This window comes from Sphingomonas sp. Root241 (assembly GCF_001428865.1).
Lineage (GTDB): Bacteria > Pseudomonadota > Alphaproteobacteria > Sphingomonadales > Sphingomonadaceae > Sphingomonas.
The window spans coordinates 346,191-358,793 of the sequence record NZ_LMIV01000003.1 but is presented as its reverse complement, the minus strand read 5'-3'; the positions used below and the strand labels follow the sequence as shown (position 1 = coordinate 358,793).

At 63.8% G+C, this 12,603-nt stretch carries 8 protein-coding genes; 5 read left to right on the top strand and 3 right to left on the bottom strand.

Going from position 1 to position 12,603, the window contains the following annotated elements; all coding sequences use genetic code 11:
- The first annotated feature begins 41 nt into the window (after positions 1 to 41).
- Together ASE13_RS16805 and ASE13_RS16800 are read left to right on the top strand one after the other, a co-directional pair.
- Complete coding sequence (locus ASE13_RS16805; protein ID WP_235537022.1) at positions 42 to 2,633, top strand: PAS domain S-box protein; 2,592 nt, start codon at positions 42 to 44, stop codon at positions 2,631 to 2,633.
- Positions 2,630 to 3,244, top strand: coding sequence for a response regulator transcription factor (locus tag ASE13_RS16800; protein ID WP_056618723.1), 615 nt, complete (start codon positions 2,630 to 2,632; stop codon positions 3,242 to 3,244). The genes ASE13_RS16805 and ASE13_RS16800 overlap by 4 nt, the downstream gene beginning before the upstream one ends.
- 15 nt (positions 3,245 to 3,259) lie before the next feature.
- Here the strand turns inward: ASE13_RS16800 and ASE13_RS16795 are convergent, their stop codons facing one another.
- Positions 3,260 to 4,603, bottom strand: a complete 1,344-nt coding sequence (locus ASE13_RS16795; protein WP_056618720.1) for an alginate export family protein — start codon at positions 4,601 to 4,603, stop codon at positions 3,260 to 3,262.
- A 307-nt stretch (positions 4,604 to 4,910) separates the two neighbouring features.
- On the opposite strand from ASE13_RS16795, the gene ASE13_RS16790 reads away from it, so the two are divergent.
- Complete coding sequence (locus tag ASE13_RS16790) at positions 4,911 to 6,800, top strand: methyl-accepting chemotaxis protein (RefSeq protein ID WP_056618717.1); 1,890 nt, start codon at positions 4,911 to 4,913, stop codon at positions 6,798 to 6,800.
- A gap of 473 nt (positions 6,801 to 7,273) precedes the next feature.
- Here ASE13_RS16790 and ASE13_RS16785 read toward each other — a convergent pair whose 3' ends face one another.
- Together ASE13_RS16785 and flaF are read right to left on the bottom strand one after the other, a co-directional pair.
- Entirely contained in the window at positions 7,274 to 8,302 is a 1,029-nt protein-coding gene (locus ASE13_RS16785) for a serine hydrolase domain-containing protein (protein ID WP_056618714.1), read from the bottom strand.
- A 562-nt stretch (positions 8,303 to 8,864) separates the two neighbouring features.
- The gene (flaF, locus tag ASE13_RS16780) at positions 8,865 to 9,224 is read right to left on the bottom strand and encodes a flagellar biosynthesis regulator FlaF (RefSeq protein ID WP_056618712.1); all 360 of its coding nucleotides are present in this window, start codon (positions 9,222 to 9,224) and stop codon (positions 8,865 to 8,867) included.
- 72 nt (positions 9,225 to 9,296) lie between these two features.
- On the opposite strand from flaF, the gene ASE13_RS16775 reads away from it, so the two are divergent.
- Together ASE13_RS16775 and ASE13_RS16770 are read left to right on the top strand one after the other, a co-directional pair.
- Positions 9,297 to 11,759, top strand: a complete 2,463-nt coding sequence (locus tag ASE13_RS16775) for an HAD family hydrolase (protein ID WP_235537021.1) — start codon at positions 9,297 to 9,299, stop codon at positions 11,757 to 11,759.
- On the top strand, positions 11,756 to 12,571 hold the full coding sequence (locus ASE13_RS16770; protein ID WP_056618707.1) for a class I SAM-dependent methyltransferase: 816 nt from the start codon (positions 11,756 to 11,758) through the stop codon (positions 12,569 to 12,571). Before ASE13_RS16775 ends, ASE13_RS16770 begins: the two co-directional genes overlap by 4 nt.
- Positions 12,572 to 12,603 lie beyond the last annotated feature (32 nt).

The following is a 12,603-nucleotide window of genomic DNA, read 5'->3' as shown; positions in this document are numbered from 1 at the left end:
CGCTCGCGGCTCTGTGTAGTCTGATCGCCTTCGCCGGATGGGTGTTCGATGTTCCCGCACTTCGCGGGTTCGGCTTCGACGATTTCCCGATCTGGCCGCTCACCGCGATCGGTTATTTCTGCCTCGCATGCGGCTTTCTGGCTTCCATATTCGACCGCGACCGACTCGCTTCGGCGTTCTGGCTCGTGCCGCTGCTGATCGCGTTGGCTTCGATCCTCCAGAACGCGCTCGCTCTGGATTTCGGTACCGATCGCCTGTTTTTCTGGAATCTGGTGTCGACCTATGAAGCACCGCATCCCGGCAGACCCGGGCCCAGCCCCACCACGATCTTCGTCCTCCTCGCCACAGCCGGCTATGGGGCGCGGGTGCGCAAATGGCTGTCGGGCGAAGCCAGCAGCCTGATCGCCGCGATCACGCTTGCGCTGACCGCGGCCACGGCGATGCTCGTCCTGTTCTCGAGCCCGACCAGGAGGGAGATCCAGATCTTCTCGGTCTCGCTGCCCGCGGCCATCGCGACCCTGTTGCTGGCGATTGCCTTCCTCATTCTTCACAGCAGATTGCTGTGGGTCCGGTCGCTGATGATACGAAGCGGCGACTGGCGCATCATCCGTGTCCTGGTGCCCGTCGCGGTGATCGTGCCGGTAGTACCATCGATCCTTGAATTGCTGATCGGGCGCTATGGCCTGCTGCCCCCGCTGGCATCAGAGGCACTGGTTGCGCTCTGCAACGTCCTGATCGTGGCACTCGTGGCTTATTGGGCCGTCATCCGGGTCGCGCGGGGGCAAGCGGCGATGGTGGAATTGAGCCAAGCCCTCGATCATACGACGGTCGTTCTGACGACGCCGGAGGGACGCATCACGCACTGGTCGGCCGGATGCGAGCGGCTCTACGGCTGGTCGTCGGGCGAGGCGCTCGGGCAGAACAAATATCTGCTGCTGCGTTCACAGTGCCGCCTCGACTCCGCGACGCGCGGCAACCGCGAGGATGGATACGAACTGGTGGAGATCTGCCGCGACGGGCGCGAGATCTCGGTCCTCGAGCGCACGCATCAGGTCGAGAACCCCGGGGCCGCCTCCGTCGTTCTGCTCAAGGTTACCGACATCACCCAGCGCGTGGCCGCGACCGAAGCGCTGAAGGTCAGCGAGGAACGGCTGGCGCTGGCGACCTCCGCGCACGAGCTGGGCGTATTCGAATGGGACCTGCCGAGCGGCAAGCTGGAATGGTCGCCCGGTACCGAACAACGCCTCGGCCTCATGCCGGGCCTGTTGTCGGATTTCGAAAGCTGGCGCAAGCAGGTGGAGCCGGAGGATGTCCAGCACATTCTCGACACGCTCGCGCGCACGGTCCGCGATCGGGCCGACAAGTTCAGCTTCCGATACCGTTTCCTCCAGCCGCAAGGGGGAATCCGCGCGGTGGAAGGCTCCTCGCGGGCCTTTTACGACGCCGAAGGCAATCTGGTGCGCGCGGTCGGCGTCATCCTCGACGTGACCGAGCGCGAAGAGCGGGAGTCGGCACTCCGGCGGCGCGAGGCCCAGCTCCGCTCGGTGCTGGAGACGGTTCCGGACGCGATGGTGGTGCTCGACCAGCACGCCACGATCATGCAGTTCAGCACCGCAGCGGAGGAGCTCTGGGGATATCGCGCGGCGGATGTGCTCGGCCGATCGGCGCAGATGCTGGTCCCCGCCGATCGGCGCACGGTGCACATGGCGGCATTGAATCGCTATATGAAAACCGGCGAAGGGATCGTCAACGAAGTGATGAAGGGCACTGCGGAAGCGGCGGATGGCCGCCGTTTTCCGATCGAGTTGCGTGCCGGCGTCGCCCGTAGCGACGGCCAGACGCTTCTGACCGTGTTCGTGCGCAACCTCGCCAAGCAGCTCGCCACCGAGGAGCGCTTGAGCGAACTGAGCGCCGAGATCGCGCACGTCTCACGTCAGAGCGCGATGAGCGAGCTCGCGGCGGATCTCGCACATGAACTCAATCAGCCGCTGAGCGCCACTTCCAACTTTCTCGCCGCCGCACGCATGTTGCTCGAAAAAGGTGAGAGCGGCGAGCGCGTCGTCGATCTGCTCCGTATGGGCTCCGAACAAACCCAGCGTGCGGGGGAAATCATTCGACGAATGCGAGCATTCATGGCGCGTGGGGAAGTCGAGATGCGCACCGAATCGGTTGAGCGCACGGTCCACGACGCCGTCGATCTGGTATTGGTCGGAACAGGTCAATTCCACATCCGGGTAAGCTACGAGCTCGATTCAGAAGCACCATTTATTTTCGCGGATCGGATTCAGGTACAGCAGGTCCTCGTCAACCTTCTTCGCAATTCCATGGAGGCTCTGCGGACTTCAGGTCCGCAGGATCGGCACATCACCATTTCTTCCCACAAGCCCAATGATCAGTTGGTTGAAATTGTCGTGAGCGATTCTGGGCCCGGAATTCCTCCCCATGTGTTGGAGCAACTATTCTCGCGCTTTACGTCCACGAAAGGTAATGGAGGTGGAATGGGTATTGGACTTTCGATCAGCAAGCGTATCATTGAAGGACATGGCGGGACGCTGAGCGCAGAGAACCGGCCCGAGGGAGGAGCGAGCTTCCGCTTCACCCTGCCCGCCATTGAGGAGGGTGTGGAAGGATGAGCAGAACGATCTACATCGTGGACGACGATGACGCTGTCCGCGCCTCGCTCCATAGCTTGTTGTCGATACGCCAGGATCTGATCGTCCGGGGGTTCCGATCGGGCGATGCCTTCCTCCAGGACGTGAACGAACTCGATCCCGGCGTGCTGCTGCTCGATTTCCATATGCCCGGCGCCACCGGCCTCGACGTATTGACCGCGCTCGACGGCAGCCCGCGCTTCGTGCCGATCGTTCTCACCGGCCAGGGAAATGTCGGCCTGGCGGTGCAGGCGATGAAGGCCGGCGCGCTCGATTTCATCGAAAAGCCCTATGAAGCCGAAACGCTGCTCCAGCTGATCGACAATGCCTTTTCCCGGCTCGAGGAGGACAACGAAGCCGCGAACCGGGTCGGCGCGGCCGAGGCGAAGATCGCCAAGCTCTCCCCGCGCGAGACCGATGTCCTCAAGGGCTTGATCGAAGGCAGATCGAACAAGATCATCGCTTATGAGCTCGACATCAGTCCCCGCACGGTGGAAATCTATCGCGCCAACCTGATGGAGAAGCTCGAAGTGCGCAGCCTCTCGGAAGCGCTGCGCATCGCGTTCGCGGCGGGACTGTTTCCGAAGAACTGAGACCGCCCGCCCCGTTCAGAAGCTGGCGGCGAGGTCCATATGGATGTAGCGCGTATCGCCGGTTGCGGGCGCATTGGGCGCGTCCTCGAGGAAGCGGCCCTTGGCCAGATATGCGCCGCCAACCTCGAGCCGCAGCCGCTCGGGCACCAGCCAGCGACGCGCGCGCGCCTCGATTTGCATTCCGGCATAGCGTCCTGAGGCACCGTTGCGGTCGCGCACGCCGGTGGAGGCGAAGCTGTCGGTCGCCTGCGCCAGCCACAGCCCGCGCAGCGAGGTCATGAAGTCGACCCGCTTCGAAGGCTTGGCCTCGAGCCGCAGCCCCGGCGAGATCAGGTTCGCGCGCCCCACCGGACCATAGAGCGCGACCGGGCCGAAATCGGCGCGGCGCGCGCCGAACAGCGTGTCGAACCGGCCCCAGGTGCCGGCATCGCGCCCGTCGCCCGAGGCATAATCGAACATCGCCGAGACGCGGGGCGTCCAACCCTTGGCTACTGTCCATCCCGCCTCGACATGCGCGAATCCGGCGCGGACATCGAGGTCGCGGACGTCGCTGGCGGCGGTGGTCGCCCGGGTGGTGCCCGACTGCCAGGCGCCTTCGCCTTCGAAATCGAACTGCCCCTTGGCCGGCGCGCGGCGCAGGCGCATGCCCGCCGTGACGAGATGGCGGTTGCGCGTCAGCCGCGTCGTGCGGTCATCCTCGGCCAGGCGATAGCCATAGACCTCCGCGCTGACGTTGCCGAACGCCTTGGCCAGCATCGCGCTGGCGCCGAAGAAGGTCATGTTCCCGCCTGCGCGATCGAGTTCGATCGCATTGTCTTCGATCCCGGCGACATCGTCGGGAAGCGCCGAGAAGAGCTTTGCCCAGAATGCGACGATCCGGTCCTTGCCTTTGCTGCGCCAGTCGACGAGGCCGCCGAGATAGGACTGAACGGTGTTGGGGAAATCGGTGCGGCCGACGAGCCGGCTCGAACCAATGTCGAGCGACCAGCGCCCGGCCGTGACCGTCGCGGTCGCACCCTTGGCGAAGGCGTCGGAGGCGCGATACGCGACATAGGCCTGGATTGGTTCGAGTGCGTTGACTTCGCCGGTCCGGACCGACGAACGGTCGCGCTGGCCATAGCCGCGCGCATCGACGACCTCGCCGCCGACCGCGACGGGGCCGAGCTCGGCCTTCGCGGCCACGGTGGTACGGAACGAGACGAACACGTCGTCCGGCGCAACGTTGGGACGGAACTGGCCCCCGATCACCTCGACACGCGCCCGCGCGGTGGCATCGATGCTGAGCTGTACCCCGCCATCCTTCTTCTCGCCCGCGGTTTGCCCGAACGCCGGCAACGCCGTCATCGCACAAAAGCCCATGAGCGCACCGCGCAACAGGGGCGAAGGGAAAGTCGAGATCACGGCATGCTCCGGGGAATGAAGGGGGATTGATCTCCTCTTTATAGGCGCGGCGACCGGGCCGTTGTGGCGCGGCGACGAACTGGTCCCTGCCATCATGCCGGAAAAAGGGCTCGCGCCGAGGCGGTGCGCCTCCCGCATCCGGAAAAATCCCTAGGCACGGATCCCGCCCGGCCGGACCTCTGGGCTCGGCCCATCCTCTATAAGGTACTGACTCAATGCCGCGAACAGCGAGCGCTGCACGCACCTGAATAGAAAAGGCTATCCTATGGCTGACATCCTCGCCCGCATCAAAATTCCCGTGAAGATCCTGGGGCTGCTGCTGATGCTCGGCCTGATCACGCTGGGCGTCGCCTTCTATGGATCGCGCGCGCTCAAGAAGACCGACGCCGATTATGCGGTGCTGGTCGACGTCAAGCTCCCGATCACCACCAAGCTCGCTCGTGCGAACCGCCTCGGCTCGCAGATGCTCTATGCCAGCTACCGCGTCATGACCTATCCGGGCGGATCCGCGGCAGGACGTGCTGCCGCCGAAGAAGAGCGCGCGTCATACGAAGCCGCTGTCAAGATATTCGACGAGGTCAAGCAGTTGGATCCGAGCCTCGCCACCGAGATCGCGACGATCCGCGGAACGTTCGAGGATATCCACAAGGGTGCCGTGGAGGCGATCCGTCATGGCAGCCGCGACGAGGATGACGCCGCGCGCGCGATCCTCGCGGATCTCGACACCAAGGCGCTGACGATGGCGACGGAGCTCATCAAGGCGAACGATCAGCGCATCGCCGACGCGAAGGCCTTTTCGAGCGATCTTTCGGCGAGCGCGAGCAGCACTTCCACCACCATGCTCGTCGTCAGCCTGATCGCGATCGCAGTCGCGATCGGCATCGGCCTGCTCGTGTCGCGGCTGGGCATCACCGCGCCCATCGCCAACCTCCAGGCACGCATGAAGACGCTCGCCGAGGGCAACAACGCCGCCGACGTGCCGGGCACCGAACGCGGCGACGAGATCGGCGCGATGGCCAAGGCGGTCCTGGTGTTCCGCGAGGCGGCGATCGAGAAGGAGAAGTCCGACGCGGCCAAGAAGATCGCCGATGCCGAGCAGCAGCGCGTCGTCGAGACGCTGGAATCGAGCCTGAGCAAGCTGGCGCAGGGCGACCTGACCAGCGAGATCGATGCGGCATTCTCCCCGGCCTATGAATCGGTGAAGGTCAATTTCAACGGCGCCGTGGCCGAGCTTCGCAACCTGATCGGCACGGTGATGGAGAGCGCCATTACGATCCGCACGGGTTCGAGCGAGATCGCCGAAGCATCGGAAGCACTCGCGCGCCGTACCGAAGCCAATGCCGCGAGCCTCGAGGAAACCTCGGCCGCGGTCTCGCAAATGAACGGCCGCCTCAAGGCGACGGCCGAATCCGCAGGCCGCACGGTCGAGCGCGCCGACGGCGCCATCGCCACGGTCTCGGGCGGCCGTAATATCGCCGACGAGGCCGTGCAGGCGATGACCCGTGTGGCCGACAGCGCCAAGGGCATCGACAGCGTGATCGAGGGTCTCGACAAGATCGCCTTCCAGACGCGCGTGCTCGCGATGAACGCCGCAGTGGAAGCCGGCCGCGCCGGCGAGGCGGGCCGCGGCTTCGCGGTCGTCGCCGACCTCGTCTCTGCACTCGCCATGCGTGCCGAGGAAGAGGCCGGCCGGGCCCGCGACCAGCTCACCGCCACCCAGACCGACATCGTCGCGGCAGTGGAGATGGTCCAGAAGGTCGACTCTGCGCTGGCGGACATTTCGGGCGACGTGGGCGAGGTCCACAAATTGCTCGGCGAGATGGCGACCGACAACCAGGCCCAGTCGACTGCGATCGCCCAGATCAGCGTCGCGATCGGGACGATGGACCAGTCGACCCAGCAGAATGCCGCCATGGTGGAAGAGACGTCGGCTGCCGCGCGCAACCTGTCGGGCGAAGTCGCCGCGCTCAGCGAGCAGGCGTCGCGGTTCAACGTCGGCAACGGCGCCCGCGTCGCCGCGGTGCGAACGAATGCTCCGGCGAAGCCTGCGAGGGCGGCGGCAAAGTCGAACGGCTATGTCTCGCCGGTCAAGGCACTCCCCGTTGCCGCAATGGCCAATGGCAGCGGCGGCTCGGACGACTGGGCTTCGTTCTAGTCCCGTTCGCCTAAAGAAAAGAGGGCGCCGTGGCAGAAGCTGCGGCGCCCTTTTCCGTTTCAGTACCCCTCGCGAAGCAGGGAGGGTTTTCAAGTCGTGAACCCATAAACTGGACCGGCAGCTAACGCCCCAAAGTCAGTCGTTCAGGTCGCCTGGCGTGACACCCGGAAGCGGACATTCGCTCATCGATGGGCCCCACGACAAGAACCGCCCCAGAATCGGTCATTCGGCAGATCAGCGCAGCGCTCCGAAACCGGCCGTTCGGTTGACCCGCAGCAGTTCCGTTTCTCCATGTTCAACGGACTGTTTTGCGGGAGCTCAATAGGGAACAGGTTTTGAGGAGCGGTCCGCGAGCCGCATCGGTAAGATCGATCCTGCCCTCGGCTGTACCGCTGGACCTTCCTGTTCGGGAGCGTATCAACGAGCTCGCGACGCACTACCTCGCCCTGGTGCTCACCGAACGTTGATCATCCTCACGAAATTGCCGATTCGATAGCTTCCGCAATTTCGAACAACTTGCCCCTGTAACTGTTCGCCAAGAGAACAATGGTAGTTCTGTTGCGCAGATCGAATATCAAAAGCGCCTCAAAACTCCCGGACCGGCCATCATGAACATGTCGGACCATCTTGCCATTTGAATACGTCGCATCGCCCAAAGATGACTGTGCGTCATCATTGAAACTAGCGCCGAGAGATAGGATTGATGATGTCTGGATCAGCCTACCTGCATTAAGACATTGTGACCACTTGAACATATCCTTGGCAGTAAGGTAAGCGCCGCCCGTTATGGGAAGCTCTGGTTTGTCGGCTACATAGCCGACCTTGAAACCCTGCGCGACCTTTGACGAAGGGATGACTGGGGTTATGAAGGAATTATTCATACCGCAAGGTTTGAATAGATGCCGTTCGATATAATGCTTGTAACCCATCCGGGTAATGCGCTCGACAATCATTTGACGAAGGAATATGTTATTATTGTTGTAGTCATACGATGTGCCAGGGAGAAAATTCAGCCGCGTAATCGAGCGGATTCCGTTTATAATGTCATCATCCGTTCGAATACTCTTCCATAACACATCCGGCATACCACTCGTATAATTTATGGTGTTTGAAATTTTCACTGCGTTCGCCCAAGTGGGGAGATCGGGCAGGTACACTCTGACCGGTACTGTCAAAGAAAGCTTCTTCCTCTGCTGTAACTGCAAAAGGGCCGACGAGCTGAACTCTTTCGTGATGGAGCCTATATTGAATAGGGCTTCAGCGTCGAGCTTTCTCGACCGTGCAGCATCGGCGTACCCATACGAGTTCTGAAAGATTATACGGCCTTCCTTCGCCACCAACACGTTGCCATTGAACGTGCCGTTGTCAGCGGCATCCTCCATTATTTCGCGGATTCGCGTGGCTCGGTTTTCGTTCGCGTCAGCGTTGCCGGGGCAAGTCAGGAGGAGGGCTGCTAGCAAATGGCGTAGCGTCCAAGATTTCTTCGCCATACTGACGCGCATTCTGATTCCCTTTTAGGTCGCTCGAAATTTGTCCCAGACGGTAAGGGCGAATCCTCACGCGCTCAATCTTGACGATAGGCATACAGCGGACCGTCGATCCGTGGCATTTGAAGCGCTATTCAGGTTTTCCCGAAACACCATCGCTTTCGGGACGGCAGCTATCGTCCGCTTGCCTCCGAAAGCCGCAGGTCGGCTAACCACCCATTTGCAGACGTGCTTGCAATGTAGGATTTCGCCTGACAGCCTCCTCTAGCTCTTTGGCATCGTAACGCCCCTCTCATCCTGCTCGCGCGAAAGCGGGAGTGAAGCGCTGCTTGGTTCACACCGTCCTGGATCGCCTGCGCAGAAACAGGCCAGAACCATGCAGGCAGTGTGACCCTAGTGTGACCTTTCGCGGCTAACCACCGCTTCCGGCCATTGGAATTTCAAGCCAACGGCCTTGTTATCTTATCCTGATTGGCTGGATCGCGAGCGCGAACAGCGAGATCGGATCGCCGCTGCGCAAACAAAAAGGGCGCCGCGGCCAGCCGCGACGCCCTTTCGGAATAAATGAGGGAACAGCTCAGGCAGCGAGGCGCTGGCCGCGCAGCCCGTCCATGATCGTGCGGTTCACCGAGATCAATTCGCTGATCGGTTCGCGTCCGGCGACGACGTCACTGGTGAAGCGCTCGACCCACAGGCCGAGCGAGATGATCTGGGCACGCAGCTCGCGCGGCAGGCCGTTGCCGGTCGCGCCGCAGTCGGTGGCGAAGGCCGACCACATCTCGCGGTTGCGGTGGAGCGGAGGCATCAGCATCGCTCCCTTCAATCCGGCGGTTTCGGCATCCATCATTTCGCCGGTGATCTCGCTCATCAGCCGGAATTCGGCCGAGCGCGGCGTTTCCGCCCGGCTTCGGGCGGTCTGGTAGGCAGTGAGAGTCATGCTGGCTCCTTTGCAGACCCCTCATTCTAGGAAGATTTTGCCGACCTGGTCTTCGCTCTTCCTATAAGAATCATGCGTCCACCGATGCAGGGCGCATTTTCCAGGGAAACTGCATTGGCCGACTTTATTCTTCCGCACGCCCTGCCAGGCGCGCTCAACGGGCGCGACGGCATCAAGCTCCTCTCGCTCGATTGCTTCGACACATTGCTGTGGCGCGATACCCATGCGCCCAAGGATCTGTTCGGGGCACTCCCCGAGACCACGGTGACCCAGCGCCAATGGGCCGAGGAGCGCGCGCGCCTCGCCGCCGAGCTGCGCGAGAAGCGCGGCGAAGTCAGCATCGAGGAAATCTATCGCGAGCTGCTGCCCAATGGCTGCGCCGACATGCGCACCGCGGGCGTCCGGAACGAGATCGACGCGGAAGCGGCGCACTGCTTCGCCTTCCGCCCGACGGTCGAGCTGATGCGCACCGCGAAGAGCCGCGGGCTGCAAGTCATCATCGTCTCCGACACCTATCTCAACCCCGACCAGCTGCGCGGCCTGATCGCCGCCGCCGCGGGGGACGACGTCGCCGCGCTGATCGACCGCGTCTTCTGCTCGGCCACTTATGGCAAGGCGAAGAGCGAGGGGCTGTACGAGTTCGTCCTCGAGGAACTGACGGTCAAGCCGCACGAGATCCTCCACATCGGCGACAACAAGCGCGCCGACGTGGGCGGGGTTGCGCCGTTCGGCGTGCACACGCTCCACCTCAAGCAGTTCGCCGAGAGCACCGAGCAGCGCCTGCGCCTAGAAGCCGCCGTCGGCACGATGCTCCATCCGGCCGCCAGCGAGATCGCCCTCACCCACCAGCCGCACCGCGCCGCATTGTCGGTCGAAGAGCCGGTGATCGCCGACCAGGCCGAAGCGTTCGGCTTCGCGACGCTGGGTCCCGTGCTCCACGGCTTCGACCGCTGGCTCGCCGACGAGGCCGAGGCGCTGCAGGCCAAGCATGGCGGCAAGGTCCACCACGTGTTCCTGATGCGCGACGGCCATCTGCCCCAGTTGATGTACCAGGCGCGCAGCGGCCAGGCGGGCCACGCGGTGGAGATCAGCCGCTTCACCGCCACTGCCTCGACCTTCGTCGATGCGGAAGCGGTCCAGCGCTACCTCGAGATCGAAGTCGAGGGCGATCCGGTCGTGGTCGCCAGGCAGATGCTGCTGCCGAAAGACGAGGTCGAGGCGATCGTCAAGAAGCTGCCGCGCGGCAACGCCGCGATCCGAGGGCAGGCCTTCTTCAATGCAATCACCACGCCCTCACGCATCCGCCGCATCGTCAAGGCGTCGACCGCGTTCGCCGAGCGGCTGGTCGCGCATGTCCGCCGCACGGTCGATCCGCAGCCGGGCGACACGCTGATGCTGGTCGATCTCGGCTATAACGGTTCGGTCCAGAATGAGATCGAAGCGCTGCTGGTGCGCAGCTTCGGTGTGCATATCGCCGGCCGCTACCTGCTGCTGCGCGAACAGTTCCGCGCCGGCTATGACAAGCGCGGTTTCATCGGCCACGACCATTATGACGGCTATACGCTGGAAGCACTCTGCACCAACGTCGCCGTCCTCGAGCAGCTGTGCACCGCCGCGCAGGGTTCGGTGGTCGACTATGCCGCCGACGGCGCCGCGATCCGCAAGGGCAACAGCATCAAGTCGCGCCAGTCGGCGATCCGCGAGCGGATCCAGGCGGGCGCGATCCGCTTCGCGCGCACCCAGGCCGAAATCACGATCCGCAGCGCATCGGTGAACCATGCCGCGATGTGGCGCCGGGGCGCCGCCGCGGTGATGGGCCGGCTGATGTACATGCCGGTCGCGGAGGAACTCGCCGTGCTCGGCCAGTTCGAGCACGACGTGAACCTCGGCGTCGACAACACCGTCGCATTGTTCGACAGCGAGATCGCCCGGAAAGGCCTGCGCCAGCGCGGCCTGTTCTACATGAAGGGCGCCGATCGCATGTACCTCCCCGCCGAGCTGCAGGGTGAGGGCCTCGCGCTCAAGCTCAGCCTGCTCGCGCACAAGCGCTTCGGGCTCGCACTCAAATATGCCGACTTCATCGACCAGACGATCTCGCTGCCGCTGATCGTGGCGGACGGACGCGATGTCTCGACCGGCAACGTCACCGCGACGCCGACGCATGACGGCTATTACATCGCGCCGATCCCGGTGGGCGATTGCCGCTTCTCGGTCGGCATCCAGTTCGGCCAGCTGTTCGATTACGTCCAGGTCGACAGCGTGACGTTCATGCCGGTCGATCGCTTCCTCAGCGACAAGGCCGTCGCCGACAATGGCGAGACCGAGGGCAATCCCTCGCTCGAAGGCATGACCCAGGCCGCGCCGCATTTGTTCCACTGCGCCGACGAATATTCGTTCATGATGGTCCCTCCGCCGCCGCGGCAGGGCGACCGCCAGATGATGCTCGCCGTCGTCTTCCGCCCGATCGCCAGGCGCGAGGCCAAGCCCGCGCCCGCCACGCACAACGTACTTCTCGCCAACGGAGCCTCCGCATGAGCAACCTGCTGATCCATTCGATGTCCGAATTCTCGGACGTGATCCTCGGCGTGCTGCACGCCGCCGGCGCGAGGAATCTCGCCGAAGTCGGCGCCGAGTTCGGCGGCATGTCGCAGCAGCTCGCCGCCTATGCCGAGGTGACCGGCGGCAGCCTGACCAGCATCGATCCCTGCCCCAAGCAGGAATTCCTCGACTGGGTCGCCAAATGCCCGAGCGTGCGCCACGTCGCCGCGCCGAGCCTCGACGCGATGTCGGACGTCTCCGATGTCGATGCCTGGGTGATCGACGGCGACCATAATTACTACACCGTGCGCAACGAGCTGCGCATCGCCGACGAGAATGCCAAACGCGACGGCAAGCCGCTGCTCGCGATCATGCACGACGTCAGCTGGCCCTGCGCGCGCCGCGACTTCTACTACGCGCCGGATCGCATTCCCGGCGAGTGGCTGCACCCGCACAGTTTCGACGGCGGCGTCACCATCGGCGCCCCCGGCGTGCGCGACCATCGCGGCTTCCGCGGCAACGGCCAGTTCGCCGTCGCGCTGCACGAAGGCGGCGCGAAGAACGGCGTGCTCACAGCGGTCGAAGATTTCCTCGAGGAGGCGCGCACGCCCGAGCGTCCGCTCGCCTGGGCGCATATTCCGGCGGTGTTCGGGCTCGGGATCCTGTTCGACAGCACCGCTCCCTGGGCGGCCGAGGTCGCGCAGGTCGTCCACCCCTATCACGACAACAAGCTGATCGCGTCGCTCGAGCTCAACCGTCTGCGCAACTACCTGACGGTCATCGAATGGCAGGACCAGCAGGCCGCCTGATCAAAAACGGGCCGGGTCGCAACGCGGCCCGC